This window comes from Paenibacillus dauci, from assembly GCF_000971985.1.
Lineage (GTDB): Bacteria > Bacillota > Bacilli > Paenibacillales > Paenibacillaceae > Saccharibacillus > Saccharibacillus dauci.
This window is the reverse complement of the sequence record NZ_LAQQ01000001.1, coordinates 1,415,702-1,439,657: the sequence shown is the minus strand read 5'-3', so window position 1 is coordinate 1,439,657 and position 23,956 is coordinate 1,415,702. Positions and strand designations below refer to the sequence as shown.

Sequence of the window (23,956 nt, the reverse complement as noted above, 5' to 3'; positions counted from 1 at the left end):
GAAAAGAAATAACGCATGAATAGCATAGATCAGATTTATTTATTATTTGAAAAAACAGGTTTTGAGAAAATGACCATTAACGAAAAGGTACTTTTTCACAAAGATAATAGATATCATCAGGTTACTTTTGTAAAAGAACTTAATGCTTACATTATTGAATCGGCCGAAGGGATGAATGAAGTGAATAACAATCGCTTTGAGGATAGCGACATCTATCCACTTTCCTTAAATGAAGATTTGTTGAATACGATTTATGCTGATCTAGTACGATACTATTCGTAAAAGGTTAGATTCAAAGTATGAGCCATAGGAAACGATGTGGATAAAAAGCTTGAATAGAAAACGGAATTCTAAATACCCGCCATTGGTTCTTGCTAGGAGCTGCCACGTACAAATAGGAGGACAATATGAAAGTCAGACATGTACTGTTAGAGGTGTTTTGCGAGGGTGATCATTCTGAATCGTCTTTGTGCTGCAAGGCAGGATTGGAACATCCGGGATATCATTGTTTAGCAGACAATTGTCCTAATGTCAGCTTCACCTACGCGCCTTATGAACTTGCTTACTCTGACGAATTTGGAGTAGTACCTGATACAAAGGCATGGATTGGTTTTGGAGGCGATATGCTCCCTGAAGAAGCATTAGACATGGAGCCAATGCTCAAAGAATTATGGGGAAATATATGCAAGAAGAAAATTCAGGAAGCGTATGACGAATACATGGCGGAAATGAAGAGAATTACAGAAGATTCGCAATTTGATAAAAATGAAAAATCATAAATAATCAATTAAGCGAAGAATAAAAGAGGTAACCGATATGACAAACGCTCCCAAATATGTAACCGGAGCAGCGCAATCTTTTCTGATAAACCAGCTGAATTTGTCTGACAAATGGGATCAGGACTGGGAATATATTGTAGCGGATGAATCCCGGATAGAGGAATTTCTTGAGTTTTACACTCGTCATTCTCTTAGCATAGAGCAGAGATTTGCTCTTATGATCATAATTATAGGATCATTTGATGATTATATTACAGTTCATGGATTCAGCTCTGCGATCTGGTCAAGAATCAAACTTCTGCTTGAGCAGCACAAGCAGATCCATTTGAATACGATCATATACTGGTCCTCCGAACAAGATGATATAGAAGATGGTTTTGCTGTAACGCGTTATATGAGAGAGATCGAAGTATAAGTTAAATAGCTAGCTTATAGAGTCGGTAGCCAGACTTCTTCCATTCCATGCAAGTAATGTTCTTGCACAGAATGGAAGAAAGCAAATAAGAGCAAGGAAGATCTTGAACGCTGAGTACTTCAAACATAGGTTAATAAAACAGCGATTTTATGGAGCCGGATGTTTACTGATTTAAGTTTAGAGATCACCTTTTATCTATTTCCTGTGCAGGCTCTCCAGGCTTAACCAGCGTAGGTGCTCTTATTCCTTTTTGAAGTACATGAACTGTGACTTTTAGATACATTTTCCATCCCTGTAAAATGCAGCTAACAACCTCTCAACTCCTCACGAAAAATTCACATGCCAATCCACGAATTTTGTGCTATCATACAATAGTTTTCCCCTTCTGACGAATGTTCGTCCGCCTCTGAACAAACTTTCAAAAACTGTTTTACATTTGTTCATACCAATGCTATGATGTTAATGCAAACAAGATATACTACTGATTTGCCATATACACAGCATGTAATTTGTTATCCAGGGTAATAACAAGCGTATGAAATTATGAATAGTTTAAAGGAGCGATACACATATGAACTTGGCCAAACTTATTGACCATACATTGTTGAAAGCGGACGCAACAAAGGCGGAAATCACCAAACTGACAGATGAAGCAAGAAAATACCAGTTTGCTTCTGTCTGTGTAAACCCTACTTGGGTAGCCTACTGCGCAGAGCAGCTCAAAGGCAGCGGAGTGGATGTATGTACGGTAATCGGATTCCCTCTGGGAGCAAATACTCCTGAAGTGAAAGCTTTTGAAGCAGCTAACGCGATCGAGAACGGTGCAACTGAAGTCGATATGGTTATCAACATCGGTGCTCTCAAAGACGGCGACAACGATCTGGTACTGCGTGATATCCAGGCGGTTGTGAATGCTGCCAAAGGCAAAGCACTTGTGAAAGTTATCATCGAGACTTGCCTGCTGACTGACGAAGAGAAAGTTCGCGCTTCCGAATTGTCCGTTCAAGCTGGAGCAGACTTCGTGAAGACATCGACTGGTTTCTCTACAGGTGGAGCAACAGCAGAAGATATCGCTCTGATGCGCAAAACGGTAGGACCTGATGTTGGGGTCAAAGCTTCTGGCGGCGTACGCAGCCTGGAAGATCTGAACCAGATGGTTGCAGCTGGCGCAACTCGTATCGGTGCGAGCTCCGGTGTGAAGATTATGGAAGGTGGCCAGGCCACTTCGGATTATTAATTCACAGCATCTGTATGGCTCTATGCTTTTCGTGAAATGCACGGAAAGCTGAACCCGGATCAGGCATTACACAGGACAGAAAGACTGCCGAAGATTGCAGAACCACATACACTGATTACACCAGCATTCTTCCGGCAGTCTGACTTTCCAGCTTCATTATCGTCAATTTTTATGCCCGAGGAGGCTATGTACGATGAAAGAACAACTCATTCAGGCGGCTATCGAAGCACGCCAGAACGCCTATGTACCGTATTCCAACTTCCAGGTTGGTGCAGCACTGCTCGCAGACGGCAAAGTATACGGCGGAGCCAACATTGAAAACGCATCCTACGGACTGACCAACTGTGCAGAACGTACCGCGATCTTCAAGGCTGCTTCCGAAGGTATCCGCAAAATTGATGCGATTGCGATTGTAGCTGATACGGACGGACCGGTATCGCCATGTGGTGCATGTCGCCAGGTTATCGCGGAATTCAGTGATGAGAACACTCGTGTTTATCTGACGAACCTTAAGGGAGACGTTACCGAGTGGAGTGTATCCGAGATTCTGCCGGGATATTTCCAGGCCAAGGATATGGACAAGAAGTAAAACGGATGGGAAGTTGTACAAGCCAGATGATGGATCTGGCCCCATTATTTTTTTGCAACGTTCTAACTCGTTTGTTATTTTAACAAACCATGTAAGCGCTTTATGATTATGAAGAAAGCGTTTCGCAAATTTTTCACAGCAAGTTACAATATCGACCGTGATGAACGGGTTCCTGCACCATACCGGATGCAGACTTAGAATAGGAGCTAATCGTTTATGAAATATCTTATCGCTATTATTGGTATTCTCGTAGTATTCGGATTGACTTATATTGCCAGCAATAACAAGAAAAATATCCGCTATCGTCCGCTCATCATCATGATCGTGCTCCAGGCGATATTGGCCTTTGTCCTCCTTAACACTACAGTAGGGGCATTGCTGATCGGCGGATTCTCAACCGTATTTAATCACCTGCTTGGATATGCACATATGGGTACGGACTTTGTATTTGGTGGCTTCGCTTACAAAGAAGGTTCCACACCATTCTTTATCAGCGTATTGATGCCAATCGTATTCATCTCCGCATTGATCGGTATTCTGCAGTATTTCAAAATTCTGCCGTTTATCATCCGTTACATCGGTCTGGTACTGAGCAAGATTAACGGCATGGGTAAGCTGGAATCCTACAATGCAGTAGCATCTGCAATTCTGGGACAATCCGAAGTATTCATCTCTGTGAAAAAGCAAATCGGCATGCTGCCGAAGCACCGTTTGTACACGCTGTGTGCTTCTGCAATGTCTACAGTGTCCATGTCCATCGTCGGTTCTTACATGACGATGCTGCAGCCGCGTTATGTAGTAACTGCACTTGTACTCAACCTGTTCGGCGGTTTTATCATCGCTTCACTGATTAATCCATATCGTGTAACTCCTGAAGAGGATATACTGGAAGTGCAGGAAGAAGAGAGACAGAGCTTCTTCGAAATGCTGGGCGAGTACATTATGGATGGATTCAAAGTTGCCATTACGGTAGCTGCGATGCTGATCGGTTTCGTTGCATTGATCGCGATGATCAACGGACTGTTCGATCTGATCTTCCATATTACGTTCCAAGAACTGTTGGGTTATGTGTTTGCACCGGTTGCATTCATCATGGGTATACCTTGGAGCGAAGCGGTTACTTCAGGTAGTCTGATGGCGACCAAGCTGGTATCCAACGAATTCGTAGCGATGCTGGATCTGGGTAAACATACCGAGCTGAGCGCACGTACGATCGGTATCGTATCCGTATTCCTGGTATCCTTCGCGAACTTCTCTTCCATCGGTATTATCTCCGGTGCAGTTAAAGGCCTGAACGAGAAAAAAGGTAACGAAGTAGCCAAGTTTGGTCTGAAGCTGCTGTACGGCGCGACCATGGTCAGTGTATTGTCTGCGATCATCGCCGGTCTGTTCCTGTAAGAAAGAGTATTTCCAATCGTAACTTATCTGTTGTAAAATAGTCCTTTGCACAATTTTACAGCTCATCAGCTTGTTGAATCGTACCTCTCAGACAGCCCCTGCTGTTTGAGCATGACTACAGGGTGTTATATCCTGTATGGATATGGCGTATGATTCAGCAAGCTGTCTATTTTGAAAGGAGTAATAAACGATGACACCATTCAAACGCGTACACTTGGTAGTAATGGATTCTGTAGGTATTGGTGAAGCACCGGATGCTGCAGAATTCGGCGACGTTGATGTCGATACATTCGGACATATCGCCCGTGAGAACGGCGGACTGAATATGCCGAACATGGCGAAATTGGGATTGTCCAATATTAGCGAAATTGAAGGCGTTCCGGTAGCAGAGCAGCCGCTCGCTTACTACACCAAAATGCAGGAAGCTTCTCGCGGCAAAGATACCATGACAGGTCACTGGGAGATCATGGGACTGTATATTGATACACCGTTCCGCGTATTCCCGGATGGATTCCCGGATGAGCTGATTCAGCGTATCGAAGAGAAAACAGGCCGCAAAGTTATCGGCAACAAGCCAGCCAGCGGTACCGAGATTATCGACGAGCTGGGCGAAGAGCATGTGAAGACCGGCGCGCTGATTATCTACACTTCTGCGGATTCCGTACTGCAGATTGCAGCGCACGAAGAAGTCGTTCCTCTCAAAGAACTGTACGAGATCTGCGAATTCTGCCGCGAGATCACATTGGATGATCCGTACATGCTGGGCCGCATTATTGCACGTCCATTTGTCGGTGAAGTAGGGAAGTTCACCCGTACATCCAACCGTCATGACTACGCCCTGAAGCCATTCGGACCGACGACGATGAATGCTATGCAGGACGCAGGACTGGACGTCATTGCAATTGGTAAGATCTCCGATATCTACGACGGTGAAGGCGTAACCGAATCGATCCGCACCAAGTCCAATATGGATGGTATGGATCAACTGGTAAATGTATTGTCCAAGCCTTTCCACGGCATGAGCTTCCTGAATCTGGTCGACTTTGACGCCCTGTTCGGTCATCGCCGCGATCCAAAAGGCTATGCAGATGCCCTCGAAGAATACGATGCACGTCTGCCGGAAGTATTCGAGAAAATGGAAGAAGACGACCTGCTGATCATCACAGCCGACCACGGTAACGATCCAACCTACACCGGAACCGATCATACCCGTGAATACGTACCACTGCTCGTCTATTCCAAACGTTTTGCAAATGGTGGCCAAGAACTGCCACTGCGCAAAACTTTCGCCGATATCGCTGCAACTGTAGCCGAGAACTTTGGCGTGAACATGCCTGAATACGGCGAAAGCTTCCTGTCCGATCTTAAGTAAAAGATCGAGACATAGACAATCAGGAGCAACTTCAAAATCTATGTCATCTTCATGAGGGAAGATTATAGGATTTTTATTTGTTTAATTTTAAGGGGTTAAGCGAATGCCGTTAACCCCTCCATAAAAATAGCTTCTGTCCAAGCGGAAGCAATGGAATCGGACTGGAACAGCGTAGCGGCCTCCTTTAAGAATGGATATCGACTGCTATAGGCAGTCATTCCGGATATCCATTCTTAACAGAGGGTGAAAGCCGATCCATTGCTGAAGCGAGGTTCCTTCGAAGCGCATACTATTTATCTGGAGGTATATACAAATGAGTGTTCATATTGCTGCAAAATCAGGCGACATCGCCGAAACAATCCTGCTGCCAGGAGATCCACTGCGCGCGAAGTACATCGCCGACACGTATCTGGAAGATGTAACTTGTTATAACGAAGTACGCGGTATGCTCGGCTTCACCGGTACGTACAAAGGACAACGCATTTCTGTACAAGGTACAGGTATGGGTTTGCCATCGATCAGCATTTATGCCAATGAGCTGATCAGCGAGTACGGCGTGAAGAACCTGATCCGTGTAGGTACATGTGGCGGTATGCAGGAGAATGTCAAAGTGCGCGACGTAATCATCGCTCAAGCGGCAAGTACAGATTCCAGCATGAATAACCACATTTTCGGTGGATACAACTTTGCACCGGTTGCCAGCTTCCCACTGCTCAAAGCAGCTTATGATCGTGGTGTGGAAAAAGGTCTGAATCTGCATGTAGGTAACATTTTCAGCTCTGACTCCTTCTACCGTGATGACAAAACGATCACAGGCCGTCTGATGGAATATGGCGTGCTTGGTGTAGAGATGGAGACCAGCGCGCTGTACACACTCGCTGCCAAGTTCGGTGTGAACGCTCTGACGATCCTGACAGTAAGTGACCACCTGCTGACAGGCGAAGAGACTACATCCGAAGAAAGACAAACCACTTTCAACGAGATGATGGAAGTCGCTCTGGATGCAGCGATCTCTTTTCAAAAGTAAGAGATTCAGCGTTAAGTAAGAAATACAAATAGCCGAGAAGTAGTGGCTGCGTGAGGACGAGAAGATTGAAGCAAGATCGTTCTCAAAATCATAAGCCAGCATTTCTCCAGAATTGCATACAGCACAGCAGCATCTGATCCTAGCCCGATTAGCGGTTGGATGCTCTGCTGCTGCTTCCCATTATGTTAGATTGATGTCAAATATTTCATTACAAGTGAGGAGATTTTACAATGAGAATGGTAGACTTGATTGAGAAAAAACGCGATGGTAAAGAACTGACTACAGAAGAAATCAACTTTATTGTTGAAGGATATACAAACGGAGACGTGCCGGATTATCAGATGAGTGCGTTTAACATGGCTGTATTCTTCCAGGATATGACCGAGCGTGAACGTGCGGATCTGACGATGGCTATGGTGAACTCCGGTGAGACGATCGATCTGTCCGCTATCGAAGGTGTCAAAGTCGACAAGCACTCTACAGGCGGTGTAGGCGATACTACAACTCTCGTACTGGCTCCACTCGTAGCAGCTCTGGATATTCCGGTAGCCAAAATGTCCGGACGTGGTCTGGGACATACAGGCGGTACGATCGACAAGCTGGAAGCCGTAGAAGGATTCCACGTTGAGATCACCAAAGACGAATTCATCAAGCTGGTGAATGAAAGCAAAATCGCTGTTATCGGACAAAGCGGTAACCTGACGCCTGCAGACAAAAAGCTGTATGCACTGCGTGACGTAACAGCTACAGTTAACTCGATTCCGCTGATCGCAAGCTCCATCATGAGTAAGAAAATCGCTGCTGGTGCAGACGCAATCGTACTGGATGTTAAAACAGGCGCAGGCGCATTTATGAAAACACCGGAAGATGCCAAAGAACTGGCACATGCCATGGTAAGCATCGGTAACAATGTAGGCCGTAAAACAATGGCAGTTATCTCCGATATGAGCCAGCCGCTGGGTCTGGCAATCGGTAACTCCCTGGAGATCCAGGAAGCAATCGATACACTCAAAGGACAAGGACCAAAAGATCTGGAAGAACTGTGCTTTGCACTGGGTAGCCAAATGGTCTTCCTGGCAAACAAAGCAAGCTCTCTGGAAGAAGCAGAGCAAAAACTGAGAGAAGTAATTGCCAACGGTAAAGCGCTGGAGAAATTCAAACTGTTCCTGGCTAATCAGGGCGGCGATGCATCTGTCGTGGATCATCCGGAACGTCTGCCACAAGCGAAATTCCATATCGAAGTACCTGCTAAGCAAGATGGTGTTGTCGCTGAGCTGGTAGCCGATGAGATCGGTACAGCAGCTATGCTGCTTGGTGCAGGACGCGCTACCAAAGAATCCGAGATTGATCTGGCTGTAGGTCTGATGCTGAACAAAAAAGTAGGCGATTCCGTTAAAGCTGGCGAATCCCTCGTAACGATTCACTCCAACCGTGAGAATGTGGACGATGTAATGGCTATGCTGTATGAAAATATCCGTATCGCGGATCATGCAGATGCACCAACACTCGTATACGGCACAGTTACCGAGTAATGGAATAGCACATGGATATGTTGTAATTGCAGCAGTGTATCCTGAGCTGATTCAAGGTCAAGCAGACGAATAATCATTTTTAAAATGAAGCAATAGACGTACCTTTATAATCTTTTGCTCTCTGCTGACTGTCATTCAGACAGCAACTTTTCTCAACAGTATGATATTGAGAAAGGTTGCTGTCTATTTTTTTACATAAATATGGGATTATACATAAAAATAATACAAATTTTGAGAGCCTGTCCGCCGATATAAATAATAGTCGTCTTTACCGCAAGATTGCTGGCAGCTGGTCGTTAAGCGCAGCTCTACCAAGAGTAGGATGTACCCTTATGAAGCTCAAGGTAAATTCAAACCAATAATAAGATGAATATAAAAGAAGACTATGGAATCAGAGGAAGGGATGACAGGTGGACATGATCGGATGCTTAAAAAGGATTGAACAGGAGCGTGAAGAACTTCATTATCTGGTAGAACAATACGGATTCTCGGATCACCGTGTACTGGTCAAGTCTCAGCAGCTGGATCAGACACTGAATGAATTTAATCGAAATGCCTGCATTTATGATAGCAGCAAATTAAAAATGTAAATCTCGAAACCTCGAAGTTCCTTTGGCACTCCGAGGTTTCTTTATATGAATAGAAAGTATAGACAGATCGAGTAGAAGATTTTGATAGAATGCATATTGATTTATAAGTATATATAATATAAAAGAAGAAAACCTAAGTATTTGTATACATAGTTTCTATAAAGTTCTGAAAATGACTTTGAATAGAATCAAGTTAGGGAGAGAAGTTAGTATGGTAAAACAAAACGATATACGTTCTATTATAGAGCAAGAGATGAAAAAAAAAGGTTATAATCTAAGTCAATTTAGTCGGTTTTCTGGAATGAATCGTGGTACGCTTAGTCTTATACTTAATAAAAATCCTGCTAAATTGCCTTCAATTCCACAAATTGATAAAATAGCCGAGGCCCTCGGTTACGAGCAAGGATGGTTATATGAATTGTATTTAGAAGAATGCTTTGAACGGGAAGTACCTCATTGGAGAAGATTAAAAAAGTTTTTGTATCGTTGTCTTCAGTTAAATAAACAAGTACTTATAAATCGAGTTTTGAGTTGGTTAATAGAAGATCTTGACCAGACAGTAGCTGTATTTGCTGCAGCAGAAGAATGGTACTATGAAGGATACCGTAAAGAGTTGATCCCTTTTTATCAGTACGTAGTTAATAATGAAAAATATCTTCATGCCGAACGCTTGGCCATAAGTCATTATCGAATTTTCTGTTTAAGCCAAGGTAGAAATTCAGAAAATAATCTACGAGCTGCCATTATTTTTGAACCTTACAGATACAAGCTACCTGTAGGTTATAAATTAGATGCATTGATGAAAATTGCCAATGTTTATTATATTCAGAAAATATGGGGGAAAGTAGAACTATTCGCTGATGAATTACGTGAGGTAGCTAAAGAAGTCTATAAGAGTAGATTTTATTTAAATAATGTTTACGACGAACCTGGTTTATCTACTGAAAGACATCTGGTTGTTTATTATGGTCAAGGTTATGTTTTAAAAAGTAATGCTTTAGCTGAGCAGGGAAAATACGAAGATGCTTTGAAATATATGAATGGTTACCAGAATTTGAGTTGGTTTGATGGGTTAGATAAAGATGGAGAAAAAGAAGTATTAAAATTATCTCATTTTGCTAAAGCTAACTTTTTTGCTGTGAATGTTTTAAAAGGTAATCAAGAATTTTTTCCAAAATATGTAGAATTTTTAAGATCTAATTATAATGAGGTACTTCCTGGATTAATGACTATCTTAACGGCTGCTAATAAACATGATTTTATAATAGATCATATAATTAATGAATTTTTAACAATAATTGAGATGATGAAAGAGGATCTTCAAAATAGTGATAAATATTATACGAATGCTAGTAATATCGATAGATTTGAGAATTTATATCGTCAACTTGCTATATACCATTTCCGCCAAGCAAATTACTCTCAAGGCATCGAATATATGTCCAAATGTCTCGCTATCGCCAATCAGATCAACAAAAAAAGTGAGTTCACCGAATATCCGGAATTACTTAAAGTATTAAAAGAATGGTCTCTACTCATGGAGCGTAATCAAAAAGCTGACCCAACAGATTAATGGATCGGCTTTTTTGGTTATGCTCATTTCATTCTCCAACAAAAATCATTCGTATAAATGCTTAAAACATACATATGCTTAACTACCCTCGTAATGATCACATCTTCTTCACCTAACTTATTATTTGCGCATCTACAAACGGGTAATATACATAAGACACACCGATCATCTTCTTAATCATCCAATTTTCTTACAAAGAAAGCAGGTGCATGATGGAAAATGTAATGACGGTCGTATTCAAAGAAGAGAGCAAAACGTATCAAGCCCTATCCGAGCTCAAAAATCTGCGTCTCAGCGAGCAATTTACTGTTCTCGAGGCTGCAATTGTCAAAAAAGAAGACGGGCAGGTACAGTTCAAAGATGGATTTAGCGCAGATGGTGCAGTAGCCGGCAAATGGATCACAGGCGGTCTGCTTGGTTCGCTGATCGGAATATTGGGCGGACCTCTGGGCGTGCTTTTGGGCGGCAGTATCGGCTCCATGATCGGAGCTTCCATAGCAGCAGACAAGCTGTCAGAGGATGTGGGCATGATTCAGGCCACTGTCCGTCAGCTGGACGAAGGACAGCTCGCTCTGATTGCTATTGTGCAGGAAGAGAACATGAATGGATTGAACCAGGTACTGAACCCGCTCGATCCTGCTTTTATGATGCGTCGGGAAGTTAATGAGGTGAGTGCCGAGGTCAATCAGGCACGTCAGGTAGAACGTGAACTGGAGAAGGAAGCACGTGAGCGGATGCGTAGTCAGCGTCTGGAAGAGTTCAAAGACAAAGCAGAAGATATTCGCGACCGGGTACGTGAACAGTTTGATAAGTTAAAACAGCGATTCTGATACGTTCGTCTAATTTTAGCGAAATTTGTCATTTAATTATTTACTTGTATAAAATTTAGTCGAGGAAAAGCCGATAACTAAATAAATTGCTGATTGAAAAGTCATTCTGCAGACGATATAAGAATTATCTATCGTTTGCAGAATGACTTTTAATTTGAAGAAAAGGTTACATATTGCGTTTAGGTAATATGTATTTTTTTATCAATCATTATTCCATTAACTTAATTATTTAATAGTCTTATATTAATTCCGGTAGCCATACTATACCGCCTGCTCGCCACTATCTCTGTAAGGAGAGGAAGATACGATGAAATCACTATATTTCAAAACAACCATTCAAGCCAAAGACTACATCGAGTCTAACCCTGATAAAGGTATTGTTTTGTTTACAACTGTCGAAAATGTTAAGGAAATAAGCACGTTTGCCACAGAGCATGTAGTGTTGTGCTCCACAGCCGGCGAATACACTTCCGAAGGATTCAAGGAAGGCGTTATCAGCGGATTTGCCTATCAGCGAGATCTGGTAGAGGTCATCGAGATCAAATCACCAGCCATCCTCAGTATTGAAGAGCTGCAATCCGGCTACAACAAAGTACGCAATAACAAAAATGCGTTCATGTTTATTTTGTACGATGGATTATCCGGACAAGAGGAAAGCGTAATGACAACGCTATTCTTTATGGATGAGAAGTTCAAGGTTATTGGTGGTAGTTCCGGCGACTATGTGAAGTTCAAGGAAACAGCAGTCTATATCGGTAGCCGCAAAGTAAACGGAGTAGCGCTTTATTTCAACTGGCCAAGACGAACCCAGCTGCTCAAGGAAAATCTTTACTACACTACAGGTCAGCGTCTGCTCGTTACCGATGCGGAACCTCTCAACCGGCTCGTACGCACCTTCAATAACCGTCCGGCAGCCGTAGAATATGCGAATGTACTCGGTATCCCTGAGCACCAGTTGGAACAGGCATTTATGAACAATCCGCTGGGCAAGGTAATCAAGGATAGCACCTATATCACCTCACCGATGAAAGTAAACCCGGACAAGTCGATTACCTTCTACTCTCAGATTGCTCCCAACACGTATGTCGATGTGCTGCAGCCGTTAGATGTTCACCAATGCTTTCAGGAAACTCTCAATGCGATGGAATTCCAGCCAGCATTTATTCTGTCGGTGCACTGTATTCTGCGCAGCCTGAAATTCAAAAATGAAAACACATGGAAAAGCCTGGATGACAAACTGCTCAGTGTGAGCCGCAACCAGGCAGGATTTATTAGTTATGGCGAGCAGATTCACAACAAGCACTTTAACCAGACGATGGTACTTTTGGCATTTGAATAGGGGGAAGCAAAATGCTGAAAAGCGTATTTAAAATTAAAAAGCCGGATGTAATCGAGATTAGACCCGAGATCCAGCAACTTCAGGTAGAGAAGCCATTTTCGGCGCTGCCTTATGTATATATGTTAACGCATGAAATAGAAAAGAATGTTCAGTTGGTTCTGGCCGAGGAACGCAATATCACCTACGGATTCAAGCAAGCTGCCGCTTCATTGAACGAAACGACAGAGGAAATTAAAAGTATCGAGACTGTACTGCATGATCTGGATAAAGAAACCGAGACGATCATCAATGAGGTAGCTTCCAGCATCGAAGTCTCGCAGGATACGATTATGGATACACAAAATTTGGTGAATCAGTCCGCTGGGAATATGAATGAAGTGTCTACCGTTTTCGAGAATATGGTCGCCGTATTCAATGCGATCGAAGTGAAATACAAAGAGATCAATCAATTTGCCAGCACGATCACCAGTATTGCCACCCAGACCAACCTGTTGTCGCTTAATGCCTCGATTGAAGCTGCACGGGCGGGAGAAGCAGGAAAAGGCTTTGCCGTCGTAGCCAGTGAAATCAAATCTCTATCCGATACGACCAAAAAAAGCGCCACTGATATTCTCGATCTGCTAGGAGACATGAGCCATATCCTTGAATCGATCCGCCTGGAATCCAACAAAGGAAAAGATATTGTAAAAGTAGCCAGCGATACCATGCAGCGTTCCGCTGAGAGCTTTGAGAGTGTTATGACTGCCGAAGCGCAGGTAAACCGGCAACTGCAGGCTGTAAAATCTTCACAGCTCAAAAGTATCAACGATATCGCCAGAAACATTTCCAATATCGCTGACCTGTCCAGCAAGCAGAACCAGAATATTGATGAACTGATCTACAATGGAGACAAAAAGTCTGAGCACTATCTGTATATCCTTAATCATATGAATCAGATCCGAATGCTGGAACAGAAAAAATAGCAGTTATCGCAGTCATATAAAAGACTCCATTCCTGAAGCAGGATTGGAGTCTTTATGCTGCTATACAGATTATCTTATAGGTAATGTACAGCTATAGCAGGCCCGGCTAATGATCTTTGGGTTTCAGTTAAGGCGACATCTGCATATTATGCATAGATCATCTTGCCTGCATATAACGAAATAATGTTTGAATAAGCGTATTTTTGGCTATGAATGAGGTGGAATGGATTTATTGATTTTTCACAATTTATCCCTGTTATGTTATTTATCAAATAGTCAAAACGGGCAAATTATGATAAATTAATTAAACCAACCATTTTTATCGGAAAAAGAGTTGACGAATAATGTCAGACGGTGTACTATACAATTTGCAGTTCGTTATTTTTTGAGACCAAGTGAGTAAATACTATTGTATGAATTGCAGAAGTTTCAACAAACAGCGATCGAGGGACTCCTATTGGAGTCGAATGTATAGATATTCACAACATTCATATTGAGGGGAGTATTACAAATGAAAAAATGGGGTTCTTTAACTCTGATGCTGATTCTGACCATGCTGGTAATCGCTGCATGTGGTAACAGCTCCAATACAGCAACAACAGGCAGCGGTGCCGATCAATCGGCAGCGACTACCGAAGCTACGCCTTCTTCTTCTGGCGGTCCAACACTGGAATCCGTTAAAGCCAGCGGCAAGCTGCGCATTGGTACAGAAGGTACGTATGCTCCGTTTACTTTCCATGATGAGAGTGGCAAGCTGACTGGATTCGATGTAGATATTGCTACAGAAGTGAGCAAACGTCTGGGCGTAGAGCCTGAATTCGTTGAAGCCAAATGGGACGGTATGATTGCCGGTCTGGATGCTAATCGTTTTGATACAGTATTCAATGAAGTAGGCGTAACTCCTGAACGTAAAGAAAAATATCTGTTCTCTGATCCCTACATCACTTCCAAAGGCGTACTGATTGTACGTGACGACAATACGGATATCAAAACCTTTGCTGATCTCAAAGGCAAAAAATCCGCGCAGTCCCTGACCAGTAACTTCGGTAAAATTGCCGAGCAAAATGGTGCAGAACTGGTAGCAGCTGATGGATTCCCACAAGCTGTACAATTGCTGGCATCCGGACGTGCAGATGCAACAGTTAATGACAATCTGTCCTATCTGGATATGAAAAAGCAGCAGCCGGATTCACCGATCAAAGTGGTAGCAGAGCAGGATGATGCTTCCCAGAGCGCAGCGATTTTCAATAAGAGCAGTCAGGATCTGGTAGACGCTGTAAACAAAGCGCTGCAAGAGATGAAAGCAGACGGTACTTATCTGGAAATCTCCAAAAAGTACTTTGGTGAAGATGTATCCAAATAATTGATAACGAACAGTGAACGGCTTACTGCCGTTCAGCCTGTTGCAGCACAATATCTTGACGCTCCTATAGGACGTCAAGATATTGTGTTTTTATGAGAAGTCTTGTAAACCGATCGGAATATATGAAATTACACTTTACTCTGAGGAGGAATAGCGATGAATGACCGCCAGATCCAAATTGTACTCGACTCCTTCTGGCCTTTATTTGAAGCCGCACTGAAGTACACCCTCCCGCTGGCGATTAGTTCTTTTGCTATCGGATTGCTACTGGCTGTGCTGACCGCGCTGGCGCAAATCTCCGGCGTACGTATTCTGAAATTTATTGCCCGTGTATATGTATGGATTATCCGGGGAACACCATTGCTCGTACAGCTGTTTATTATCTTTTATGGTCTGCCGACGATTGGTATCATTCTGCCTGCTTTTGTGGCAGCTCTGATCGGTTTCTCACTGAGTGTAGGAGCTTACGGTTCGGAGATTGTACGCTCTGCTATCCAGTCCGTACCCAAAGGACAGTGGGAAGCAGCGTATTCGATAGGGATGACACGCGGTCAGGCGCTGCGCCGGGTTATTTTGCCGCAGGCCGCCCGTGTATCGGTACCGCCGCTGGCGAACTCTTTTATTGGACTGGTTAAGGATACTTCACTGGCTTCCAGTATTACGTATATTGAGTTGTTCTACAAATCGCAGCAGGTCGTAGCGCGCACGTATGAAGCATTGATTTTATATGCGGAAGCAGCTGTCATTTATCTGATTTTCACCTCGGTACTGTTTGTACTGCAGAGCTATCTGGAGAAACGGCTGGGTCGTTCACTTTCCAGCTGATTACGTTCAATTCCAATCATGATGAATAAACTAGTCATCTTTCTATTTTGAGGCAAAGGAGTGATTCAACGATGATGCTGGAGATTCGCAATTTGCACAAAGCATTTGGTTCCTTGGAAGTACTCAAGGGAATTGATGTGAATCTGGAAAAAGGAAAAGTACTCGCGATTATTGGACCTTCCGGTTCAGGGAAAACAACTCTGCTTCGTTGCATCAATTTGCTGGAGATGCCGGATCAGGGAACAATGAAGCTAAGTGATCGGGAGCTGGATTTTCAACCGGGACGCAAAATTTCCAGCCGTGAAGTGACCGAGCTGCGCAAGCATACCGGTATGGTATTCCAATCCTATAATCTGTTCCCGCACAAAAATGTAATGGATAACATTATGGAAGGCCCTGTCGTCGTGCAGAAAAAAGATAAAGCCCAGGCGTTCAAAACAGCACAGGCACTGCTGGAAAAAGTAGGGCTTGGAGATCGGGGGAGTTATTATCCTCATCAGCTCTCCGGTGGGCAGCAGCAGCGTGTCGGTATTGCCCGTGCGATGGCAATGGAGCCGGATGTATTGCTGTTTGATGAACCTACCTCTGCACTTGATCCCGAGCTGGTTGGTGAGGTGCTGCGTGTAATCAAGCAGTTGGCACTGGAAGGGCGCACAATGGTAATTGTTACTCACGAGATGAAGTTTGCTGCCGACGTAGCCGATCATGTTATCCTGATGGATGGTGGGCATATTATCGAACAGGGGCCTCCCGATCAGGTTATCAACCATCCGCAGAGTGCTCGTGCACAGCAGTTTATGAATCGAATTAGCGGTGAAGATATTTAAGCAATAGAGATATGCAGGCGTTATATGGGCCTATGCCGGCATCGTATAATGATTGAATTCATGCGCTTTCTGTTAATAGGATACGAGTGAACCACGTATAGATGAACTATTCAGCAACTTCTACCAGTACTGACTGGAAGAGGTTGCTTTTTGTTATCTATCGAAATAAAGTGGGAGCCGAACCTTTATTTTCTGGTTCTCTATAATAGTAAATCTTCGTCTGACTTATCTAAATTTGGGTAATTATTCCCCAGGTGCTGGATTAATAGGCAGGAATTCGATAAGATAACTGTTGAGCACTTCACTTCAATTCTAGGAGGAATGGGATTCATGGGTAAAGTCAGAGTAGCAGTAGTCGGATGCGGAAGCATCTCGGAACGTCGTCACATTCCGGAATATGCAGCGAACCCGGATGTAGAGCTGGTTGCTTTTGCTGATCCGGTACTAGAGAGAGCACAGAGCTATGCAGATTTGTACAATGCCAAAGCCTATACCGATTATAAAGAATTATTGGCGGCTGGTGGGTTCGATGCTGTAAGCGTATGCACACCGAATGCACTGCATGCCGAAGTAGCCATTGCCGCATCCAAAGCAGGTGCGCATGTACTCGTCGAGAAGCCAATGGCGGTATCGGATGAAGAAGCGCTGGAGATGATCGCGGCAGCTGAACAGAATAATGTGTTCCTGATGGTTGCACATAATCAACGTCTGATGCCTCCGCATATCAAAGCCAAGGAAATCCTGAAACAGGGTCATTTGGGCCGCGTTCTTACTTTCCGTACAGCGTTTGGTCATGCTGGTCCAGAAGGTTGGAGTATTGATGGCAAGAACAGCTGGTTCTTCCGTAAAGGCGAAGCCGTAATGGGCGCAATGGGCGATCTGGGCGTACATAAGTCGGATATGATCCGCTGGCTGCTGGATGATGAAGTTGTTAACGTAAGCGCATTTATTGGAACTCTTGATAAAACCGATACGGATGTGGATGATAATGCCATCTGTCTGCTGCGCATGGCCAGTGGAGCCATCGGTTCTCTCGTAGCAAGCTGGACGTCTTATCGTGGTGAAGATAATGGTACTGTACTCTGGTGCGAGAATGGCGTTATGAAGATCGGTACCGATCCAGTGGATCAGGTTATCGTAGAACTTCGCAACGGTACAATCGAGCGCTACCAGATCGGTGAGATTGCTACCAACGAGAAGCAGGTAGCGAGCGGCGTAATGGACGAATTTGTCAGCTGTATTCAGACTGGTACAGCGCCGATTATCTCCGGTGAAGAAGGTCGTCGTTCCCTGAATGTAATTTTGGCTGCATTCCAGTCCCAAGCTGAAGGCAAGACCATTACACTGAATTCCTGATTTCTGATTATCGATAAATAAAAAAGAGCTGCTGTCCTATAGGGCAGCAGCTTTTGTATCAAAAGCTGGGATATTCAGGATAGAAGTGGTAAAATAAAAAGAGTTACTTCATAATTATAATCCTGGGAGTGAATAGAAATGGCACGTACACAGACACAAAAGGCAGCTCGCAAAGCACTGCGAAGCGGCAGTATAGCACCAACTTTGGAACGCAGATCCAATCAGGAATATGCAGCGATCTCGCAGCATACAAGGGTTACCCCGAGCAAGCAGGAACGGATGCAAAAAATCAAACACAAGAAGCGGATTCTACGGGATGATGCTTCTTTTTTTATGCCCTTTATTATGGCAGCTGCATGCTGTAGATGCTGTTAATCAAATCGCCGAATAGCAGGTATACATAATCCCAGTATAACAAGCAGTATCCCTATAGCAGCAAACAGCCCGATTGTGAAGATACCTCCAACCTGATCTGCCAGCCATCCGATCAGCAGATAACCGACCGGCAGCAGTGCAAAAGAGCCCAGCATATCCAGGCTGACTACCCGTCCGAAGCTTTCTGTCGGTACCATTTCCTGCAGGCTTGTCTCCCATACAAGTGCAAACATCATCAGCCCGAATCCTTCCAGCATCATTATCATAATTAGACCCGGTGCCCACGTAATCACGGATAATAGAAATAATGCGATTCCGCTCAATAATGCTCCGCCATAGCCTATCCATCCACGCCGTCGCCAGTATACTCGTGAACCGAAGATCAGTGCACCGATAATAGCCCCGACGCCGGTCGCTGCCATCGCTAGTCCGTACAACAGGGGTGTCAGCTGATAATGGACTTTGAACAGCCATGGAACCATTACTGCAATAATTCCCTGATAGCAAATATTCAGCAGGGAGAAGATGACGATTGTAATCCACAGCCATGGGACTTTTTTCAGAATCCAGACCCCTTCCATCAGATCTCTCCAGATCGAGAAACGGGCGTGGGGATGCCCTGCAAGATCATTCTCAGCAGCTGTTGACAGTGGTCTGGCTGTGATAGAGCGTCGACTGGATACAAAATGACGGCCCAGCATGATAAAGCAAAACAGTGAAATCAGATAAGTAAGCGAATCCAGGGCGAAGCCGCTGCCCGGAGAAGTGAATGTAACCAGCAATCCTCCAAGGGAAGGACCAAGCAGGCGTACTCCCTGTATGCTCATCTGTGTCAGCGCATTGGCAGCGTTACGAATATCCGGTGTGAATATCTCTGCACGAAGCGCGGCATAAGCCGGATTGAAAATCCCATCCATCAATCCATACAAAGCCAGTCCGATATATAGACGGGGCAGAGTCAGCTGATCGGTAAAAATCAGTATAGCGCCTGTCAGCATTACCGCGAATCGTACGGTATTGGTAAATAGGATAAGCCGGACCCTGTCGGTATGATCCACAATCCAGCCAGATACGGGAAGCACCATTACATTAGGTAAAATATAGATAGTCATTGCCAATCCCATAATCGTAGAAGAACCGGTGAGATTGTAGACGACAATTGGCAAAATAATCATCGTAACCGAACTGCCCAGCATGGCGATCAGCTGCCCAATCCATAAAAAAGTAAAAGCCCGTGACTGCCGAACCGGAGAAAGCAGACGAGCGATCATGGACACGGATTCTTCAGCAGGCTGAGATTGTGTTTTAACATCAACTTGCATCCCTGGCCTCCTGTGATTCTATTATGTATAATTCTTATTTCCCCATTGTACACAGAACATGCAAAAACGGCTATGCGTACATAGCCGTAAATGAATAATTATGTAGCGTGCCCCATGCTTATCCTTTTTGAATGCGAGTTTCCGGCACAAGGGAGGGTTCCTGGCGTTTTAGATAACGGTCGAAGACAAAGGGACCAAAAGGCAACATAGAGGCAACCATAGCGAGTACAGCTTGCTTGAAAGTCAATTTGCGAATAATCAGCGTAAGAGCGATAACAGCAGCATAACTGACGAACAGTACACCATGAATCATACCCACATAAGTAACCATCAATGGTTGATCAGCCAAATATTTAAGCGGCATGGCTACCAATACCAACAGCAGGTAGGATAACGCTTCCACATTACCGACGATCCGTAGCAGTGACATTGCATTTTTGAACATTGTTGCATTTCCTCCTATTCATTACCTCACCCATAAGGAATACAGTGCATTTCCTTTACATGAAATAACAAGAATTTTAATAATTTAAATATAGCGTATAAAAGAATAAAAATCTGCTCATAAAGTTACGAATTATTGAAATTCAATACAAATTAGCAATAATATGAAATAGCATACATAACAGCTATATAATTCTCATAACAACGAAATAGAACGTTAATGTGTGAAATAAAATGAGTATGCATACATATGGTTCTTATTTCCCTAATATAGTTCTATGGATTCATATCCAATATCAATGAATAATATGGATATAAATGGGTATTTAGTCGTATTACACCAAAATGTTTAGCTAAATTATATTGTGAAAAACCCGATAATAAAGTTAGTTACAGATCAACAATTCGGGGGAACGCAAAATGAAGGTTAAAACAAGGCTAATACTAATTTTATCTATACTGATTATTTCAATTCTGGGCAGCGGTGCACTGTCCGTTAGCACTATTGCACAGTCTGTTAAACAAAGCAGCGAGCTGCAGGGGAAAATGGAGCTGCAGGAGCAGACCAAGCAGCTGGAATTCCTGCTCTCGGGACTATCCAATGACGAACGTGGTTATCTGTTGAACGGCGAACAAGATTATGTAGATGGCATGAAAGAAAAAATCCAGAATATTCAGGCAACACTGACAACGATTCAGCAGTCGCCTTATGGTCAGGATTATGTGGCTTCTGTACAAAAATTAAACGATACTCTTACCCAGGCTATTGCCATGAACGAGAAAATGGTTGCTCTGCGTGCACAGGATGAACAGGCCGCCACTTCACTGCACTTTGGAGAAGAGCGTACACTGCGCAAGGAAGTGCTCACTCCGGCTGTCGACACGCTGGTCAATACACTTGCTAATGATGTCAGTCAATTGAAGACCCATAATGATCAACAAGCGAAAATGAGCAATCTTATTCTGCTAATTGTGACGATTGCTGCTTCTGTAGTAGGGATCATACTGGGCATTATCCTGCTGCGTTCGATTCTGAAGCCGCTCAATCTGCTGAACAAGCAGATGATGGATATTGCCGAAGGCGAAGCAGATTTGACTCAGCAGATAGATATCAAGCAAAAAGACGAGTTTGGTATATTGGCAGGAAGCTTCAACAAATTCGTCGCTTCTCTGCGGGATATTGTTAGCCAGATTGGTGCTTCTTCCGAAATGGTTGCTGCATCAGCAGAAGAATTCTCTGCCAGTGCAGGCCAGTCCAAAGCGACTTCACAGCAGGTAGCCGAATCCATGCAGGTGATTGCCGATCAGGCTGGTCGTCAGACACGCGAACTGGATCGTACCAGTGAGACCCTTCAGAACTCGCTGGATAAATTATCGACGATTTCTGTTAATGCTACCGATATGGCAGACTTCTCCAATATGATGCGTCAGCAGGCTGAAGAGGGATCCCATTCGATTCGTCAGGTGGGTGACCAGATGCACTCGATTCATCAATCTGTCGATCAGGCGGATCAGAGCGTATCTGTGCTGGCTACTCATGCCAGTCAGATCGATGCGATGACCACACTGATCAATGAAGTATCTGCACAGACGAATCTACTGGCCCTCAATGCAGCGATCGAAGCTGCCCGCGCCGGTGAACATGGCAAAGGATTTGCCGTTGTTGCCGATGAAGTGCGCAAGCTGGCTGAACAATCTGCTGCCGCCACCCAGCAGATCAAAGACCTGGTTACCCGTATTCAGACCGAGACCCAGTCTACGCTTGGAGCGATCCAAACGGTCAAAGCCGATGTAGCTGCAGGCAGTGAAGTTACCCGCTCTACGGTCGAGCAGTTTACCCGTATTCTGCAGGCGGTTGAAGATATTTCCGGCAAAACCAGCGAGATTGCCCAGCATACCGTCCAGATGAATCATGATTTTACCGAATCTTCCCAGGCGATGAATCAGGTCAACCAGGGCACACGCGATATCTCAGGCAGCACGCAGGAAATTGCAGCAGCTACCGAAGAGCAGCTGGCATCGAGTGAAGAGATTATGTACTCCGCTGCTTCACTGACCGATCTGGCAGAAGAGCTGCAAGTACTCGTACACCGTTTCAAAGTATAATTTCAAATTTCAAAAGCGGCATATGCATTCGTTCGAATAAAACAAATTACTATGTATACTGTACAATTCCATTATGGATACCTTACAAATTCCGCTATATCCAAAAAAGCACGTCTCCTGTAAACGGAGCACGTGCTTTTTTGATTAAATTAAACTGTTGGAAAAGTTAACTTATTATTAGCGAGCGTTAGGAACTTTTACATCCGGATCGACATCTGCTTCATAATCGACACCCTCTGTCTCAAAGCCAAACAATTGGAAGAACTCGCTGCGATAGCCTTCCAGATCAGTCAATTCGTATACATTGTCCGTACTGATCTCATTCCATATACGGGATACTTCCGCTTGGACATCTTCACGCATCTCCCAGTCATCCAGACGCAGACGCTGCTTCTCATCTACAGGCGTATCACCTTCCATGTAGAGACGTTCCGCATACATCCGGTACATTTGTTCAATGCAGCCCTCATGCAGTTCTTTTTCTTTCATGACTTTATACAGGGCAGACATATAGAGCGGAACAACCGGAATCGCGGAGCTGGACTGGGTTACCAGTGCTTTACATACCGCTACATACGCACGGCCGCCTTTAACACCAAATTGTTCATTCATATGACGTGCAGTCGCTTCCAGATGATCTTTGGCACGGCCGATAGAGCCCTGGCGATAGATCGCCTGGGTAATATTCGAGCCAATATAGGAAAAGGCTACAGTTACTACATCGTCAGTAAGGACGTCTGCAGCACTCAGCTGATCCATCCAGGACTGCCAGTCATCGCCGCCCATAACGCGTACGGTTGCTTCGATCTCTTCTTCGGAAGCAGGTTCGATGCTGATATCTGTCACTTCGCCGGTATGGAAATTAACCGTTTTGTTCGTGTAGGTCTCGCCGATAGGCTTCAATGTGGAAGTATAGGTCTCGCCGGTATTTGGATCGGTGCGACGCGGTGCAGCCACACTATAGATAACCATATCGACTTTGCTGAATTCCTGACGGATCGCTTCAATCGTGCTGGCTTTTAATTCATTGGTAAAAGCATCGCCAATTACGCTGAGGGACTTCAAGCCTGCTTCCTGTGCAGCCTTTTCAAAAGCCGCAGAGTTGTACCAGCCTGCAGAAGCTGTACGGCCTTTGACAGAGCCGCCATCACGGTAGACACCAATCGTATTCGCCCCTGCACCAAAAGCAGCAACAACGCGTGCAGACAGTCCGTATCCGGTGGAGGCACCGATAACGAGCACGTTACGCGGTCCTTGAATTTTCGGCTGGGATTGTACATATTCAATCTGTTCCTGAACCTGACGGGCACAGCCGTCCGGATGAGCAGTCGTACAGATAAATCCTCGAGTTCTTGGTTTAATAATCATAGAATTGAATTCCTCGCTTTCCATCATATACCTATCAGTCATTATTATCATATCTGCTGATGCTGTGTTTCCAAGTAACATACCTTACGTATTGTAGCATTTTTTGCAAATCCGTACACCTGGTGAAACAGTACAAGTATGAAGATAATCGGTAGTAGTTGATCAATCGCTAACTAAAGTTGTAATTTGTAAAATTAGTGTTTAAAATATAGTTAGGTTGGTTACCAATATAGTATGATAATTAATTTTGTCCAATATAATAAAAATATATTTAAATAGGGTTGCAATCTTCTTTAATTGATGGTATATTTAGTTCATAAGGTTACG

At 44.0% G+C, this 23,956-nt stretch carries 22 protein-coding genes; 19 read left to right on the top strand and 3 right to left on the bottom strand.

Annotated features, from left to right (window positions below; all coding sequences use genetic code 11):
* Positions 1-407 precede the first annotated feature (407 nt).
* The 18 genes from WH46_RS13700 (at position 408) to WH46_RS13610 (ending at position 18,389) form a co-directional block, all read left to right on the top strand.
* Complete coding sequence (locus WH46_RS13700; RefSeq protein ID WP_046227054.1) at positions 408-779, top strand: hypothetical protein; 372 nt, start codon at positions 408-410, stop codon at positions 777-779.
* 37 nt (positions 780-816) lie between these two features.
* Positions 817-1,194, top strand: coding sequence for a hypothetical protein (locus WH46_RS23880; RefSeq protein WP_052714232.1), 378 nt, complete (start codon positions 817-819; stop codon positions 1,192-1,194).
* A gap of 571 nt (positions 1,195-1,765) precedes the next feature.
* On the top strand, positions 1,766-2,431 hold the full coding sequence (deoC, locus tag WH46_RS13690) for a deoxyribose-phosphate aldolase (protein WP_017813539.1): 666 nt from the start codon (positions 1,766-1,768) through the stop codon (positions 2,429-2,431).
* A gap of 193 nt (positions 2,432-2,624) precedes the next feature.
* Positions 2,625-3,020, top strand: coding sequence for a cytidine deaminase (locus tag WH46_RS13685; protein ID WP_017813540.1), 396 nt, complete (start codon positions 2,625-2,627; stop codon positions 3,018-3,020).
* A 216-nt stretch (positions 3,021-3,236) separates the two neighbouring features.
* The gene (locus WH46_RS13680) at positions 3,237-4,418 is read left to right on the top strand and encodes a NupC/NupG family nucleoside CNT transporter (RefSeq protein ID WP_017813541.1); all 1,182 of its coding nucleotides are present in this window, start codon (positions 3,237-3,239) and stop codon (positions 4,416-4,418) included.
* Between the two features lie 190 nt (positions 4,419-4,608).
* Positions 4,609-5,790 carry a phosphopentomutase gene (gene deoB / locus WH46_RS13675; protein ID WP_046227053.1) on the top strand — a complete coding sequence of 394 codons (1,182 nt, stop codon included), beginning with the start codon at positions 4,609-4,611 and terminating at the stop codon, positions 5,788-5,790.
* Positions 5,791-6,103: 313 nt separating this feature from the next.
* Positions 6,104-6,817 carry a purine-nucleoside phosphorylase gene (deoD, locus tag WH46_RS13670; protein ID WP_046227052.1) on the top strand — a complete coding sequence of 238 codons (714 nt, stop codon included), beginning with the start codon at positions 6,104-6,106 and terminating at the stop codon, positions 6,815-6,817.
* 230 nt (positions 6,818-7,047) lie between these two features.
* Complete coding sequence (locus WH46_RS13665) at positions 7,048-8,349, top strand: pyrimidine-nucleoside phosphorylase (RefSeq protein ID WP_017813544.1); 1,302 nt, start codon at positions 7,048-7,050, stop codon at positions 8,347-8,349.
* 416 nt (positions 8,350-8,765) lie between these two features.
* Complete coding sequence (locus tag WH46_RS13660; protein ID WP_145953948.1) at positions 8,766-8,939, top strand: aspartyl-phosphate phosphatase Spo0E family protein; 174 nt, start codon at positions 8,766-8,768, stop codon at positions 8,937-8,939.
* 211 nt (positions 8,940-9,150) lie between these two features.
* Positions 9,151-10,512, top strand: a complete 1,362-nt coding sequence (locus WH46_RS13655) for a helix-turn-helix domain-containing protein (protein WP_046227051.1) — start codon at positions 9,151-9,153, stop codon at positions 10,510-10,512.
* Positions 10,513-10,721: 209 nt separating this feature from the next.
* Positions 10,722-11,342 (top strand): DUF1269 domain-containing protein, encoded by a 621-nt coding sequence (locus tag WH46_RS23425; RefSeq protein WP_156172262.1) that lies wholly within the window; start codon positions 10,722-10,724, stop codon positions 11,340-11,342.
* Positions 11,343-11,649: 307 nt separating this feature from the next.
* Positions 11,650-12,681 (top strand): FIST signal transduction protein, encoded by a 1,032-nt coding sequence (locus WH46_RS13640; protein WP_046227048.1) that lies wholly within the window; start codon positions 11,650-11,652, stop codon positions 12,679-12,681.
* An 11-nt stretch (positions 12,682-12,692) separates the two neighbouring features.
* Entirely contained in the window at positions 12,693-13,643 is a 951-nt protein-coding gene (locus WH46_RS13635; protein ID WP_046227047.1) for a methyl-accepting chemotaxis protein, read from the top strand.
* A 511-nt stretch (positions 13,644-14,154) separates the two neighbouring features.
* Positions 14,155-15,006, top strand: coding sequence for an amino acid ABC transporter substrate-binding protein (locus WH46_RS13630; RefSeq protein WP_046227046.1), 852 nt, complete (start codon positions 14,155-14,157; stop codon positions 15,004-15,006).
* 156 nt (positions 15,007-15,162) lie between these two features.
* Entirely contained in the window at positions 15,163-15,831 is a 669-nt protein-coding gene (locus WH46_RS13625; RefSeq protein ID WP_046227045.1) for an amino acid ABC transporter permease, read from the top strand.
* A 74-nt stretch (positions 15,832-15,905) separates the two neighbouring features.
* Entirely contained in the window at positions 15,906-16,658 is a 753-nt protein-coding gene (locus tag WH46_RS13620) for an amino acid ABC transporter ATP-binding protein (RefSeq protein WP_046227275.1), read from the top strand.
* 330 nt (positions 16,659-16,988) lie between these two features.
* Positions 16,989-18,014 (top strand): Gfo/Idh/MocA family protein, encoded by a 1,026-nt coding sequence (locus tag WH46_RS13615; protein WP_046227044.1) that lies wholly within the window; start codon positions 16,989-16,991, stop codon positions 18,012-18,014.
* 138 nt (positions 18,015-18,152) lie between these two features.
* Complete coding sequence (locus WH46_RS13610; protein WP_046227043.1) at positions 18,153-18,389, top strand: hypothetical protein; 237 nt, start codon at positions 18,153-18,155, stop codon at positions 18,387-18,389.
* On the opposite strand, the gene WH46_RS13605 is transcribed toward WH46_RS13610, so the two are convergent.
* Positions 18,386-19,711 carry an MFS transporter gene (locus tag WH46_RS13605; RefSeq protein ID WP_046227042.1) on the bottom strand — a complete coding sequence of 442 codons (1,326 nt, stop codon included), beginning with the start codon at positions 19,709-19,711 and terminating at the stop codon, positions 18,386-18,388. The genes WH46_RS13610 and WH46_RS13605 overlap by 4 nt on opposite strands.
* 118 nt (positions 19,712-19,829) lie before the next feature.
* A complete protein-coding gene (locus tag WH46_RS13600) occupies positions 19,830-20,156 on the bottom strand; it encodes a DUF3817 domain-containing protein (RefSeq protein WP_017813557.1) in 327 nt (108 codons plus the stop codon).
* Between the two features lie 419 nt (positions 20,157-20,575).
* Here WH46_RS13600 and WH46_RS13595 point away from each other — a divergent pair, with 419 nt between their 5' ends.
* Positions 20,576-22,261, top strand: coding sequence for a methyl-accepting chemotaxis protein (locus WH46_RS13595; RefSeq protein ID WP_046227041.1), 1,686 nt, complete (start codon positions 20,576-20,578; stop codon positions 22,259-22,261).
* Between the two features lie 177 nt (positions 22,262-22,438).
* Here the strand turns inward: WH46_RS13595 and fabV are convergent, their stop codons facing one another.
* Complete coding sequence (gene fabV / locus WH46_RS13590; RefSeq protein ID WP_046227274.1) at positions 22,439-23,629, bottom strand: enoyl-ACP reductase FabV; 1,191 nt, start codon at positions 23,627-23,629, stop codon at positions 22,439-22,441.
* Positions 23,630-23,956 lie beyond the last annotated feature (327 nt).

Bases quoted from the DNA above. Each gene is read 5' to 3' on its own strand.
- WH46_RS13680 (WP_017813541.1), top strand. From the start codon at position 3,237: ATGAAATATCTTATCGCTATTATTGGTATTCTCGTAGTATTCGGATTG.
- WH46_RS13660 (WP_145953948.1), top strand. From the start codon at position 8,766: ATGATCGGATGCTTAAAAAGGATTGAACAGGAGCGTGAAGAACTTCAT.
- WH46_RS13600 (WP_017813557.1), bottom strand. From the start codon at position 20,156: ATGTTCAAAAATGCAATGTCACTGCTACGGATCGTCGGTAATGTGGAA.
- deoC (WP_017813539.1), top strand. From the start codon at position 1,766: ATGAACTTGGCCAAACTTATTGACCATACATTGTTGAAAGCGGACGCA.
- WH46_RS13685 (WP_017813540.1), top strand. From the start codon at position 2,625: ATGAAAGAACAACTCATTCAGGCGGCTATCGAAGCACGCCAGAACGCC.
- deoB (WP_046227053.1), top strand. From the start codon at position 4,609: ATGACACCATTCAAACGCGTACACTTGGTAGTAATGGATTCTGTAGGT.
- WH46_RS13625 (WP_046227045.1), top strand. From the start codon at position 15,163: ATGAATGACCGCCAGATCCAAATTGTACTCGACTCCTTCTGGCCTTTA.
- deoD (WP_046227052.1), top strand. From the start codon at position 6,104: ATGAGTGTTCATATTGCTGCAAAATCAGGCGACATCGCCGAAACAATC.
- WH46_RS23880 (WP_052714232.1), top strand. From the start codon at position 817: ATGACAAACGCTCCCAAATATGTAACCGGAGCAGCGCAATCTTTTCTG.
- fabV (WP_046227274.1), bottom strand. From the start codon at position 23,629: ATGATTATTAAACCAAGAACTCGAGGATTTATCTGTACGACTGCTCAT.
- WH46_RS13640 (WP_046227048.1), top strand. From the start codon at position 11,650: ATGAAATCACTATATTTCAAAACAACCATTCAAGCCAAAGACTACATC.
- WH46_RS13655 (WP_046227051.1), top strand. From the start codon at position 9,151: ATGGTAAAACAAAACGATATACGTTCTATTATAGAGCAAGAGATGAAA.
- WH46_RS13635 (WP_046227047.1), top strand. From the start codon at position 12,693: ATGCTGAAAAGCGTATTTAAAATTAAAAAGCCGGATGTAATCGAGATT.
- WH46_RS13665 (WP_017813544.1), top strand. From the start codon at position 7,048: ATGAGAATGGTAGACTTGATTGAGAAAAAACGCGATGGTAAAGAACTG.
- WH46_RS13610 (WP_046227043.1), top strand. From the start codon at position 18,153: ATGGCACGTACACAGACACAAAAGGCAGCTCGCAAAGCACTGCGAAGC.
- WH46_RS13605 (WP_046227042.1), bottom strand. From the start codon at position 19,711: ATGCAAGTTGATGTTAAAACACAATCTCAGCCTGCTGAAGAATCCGTG.
- WH46_RS23425 (WP_156172262.1), top strand. From the start codon at position 10,722: ATGATGGAAAATGTAATGACGGTCGTATTCAAAGAAGAGAGCAAAACG.
- WH46_RS13620 (WP_046227275.1), top strand. From the start codon at position 15,906: ATGCTGGAGATTCGCAATTTGCACAAAGCATTTGGTTCCTTGGAAGTA.
- WH46_RS13630 (WP_046227046.1), top strand. From the start codon at position 14,155: ATGAAAAAATGGGGTTCTTTAACTCTGATGCTGATTCTGACCATGCTG.
- WH46_RS13700 (WP_046227054.1), top strand. From the start codon at position 408: ATGAAAGTCAGACATGTACTGTTAGAGGTGTTTTGCGAGGGTGATCAT.
- WH46_RS13615 (WP_046227044.1), top strand. From the start codon at position 16,989: ATGGGTAAAGTCAGAGTAGCAGTAGTCGGATGCGGAAGCATCTCGGAA.
- WH46_RS13595 (WP_046227041.1), top strand. From the start codon at position 20,576: ATGAAGGTTAAAACAAGGCTAATACTAATTTTATCTATACTGATTATT.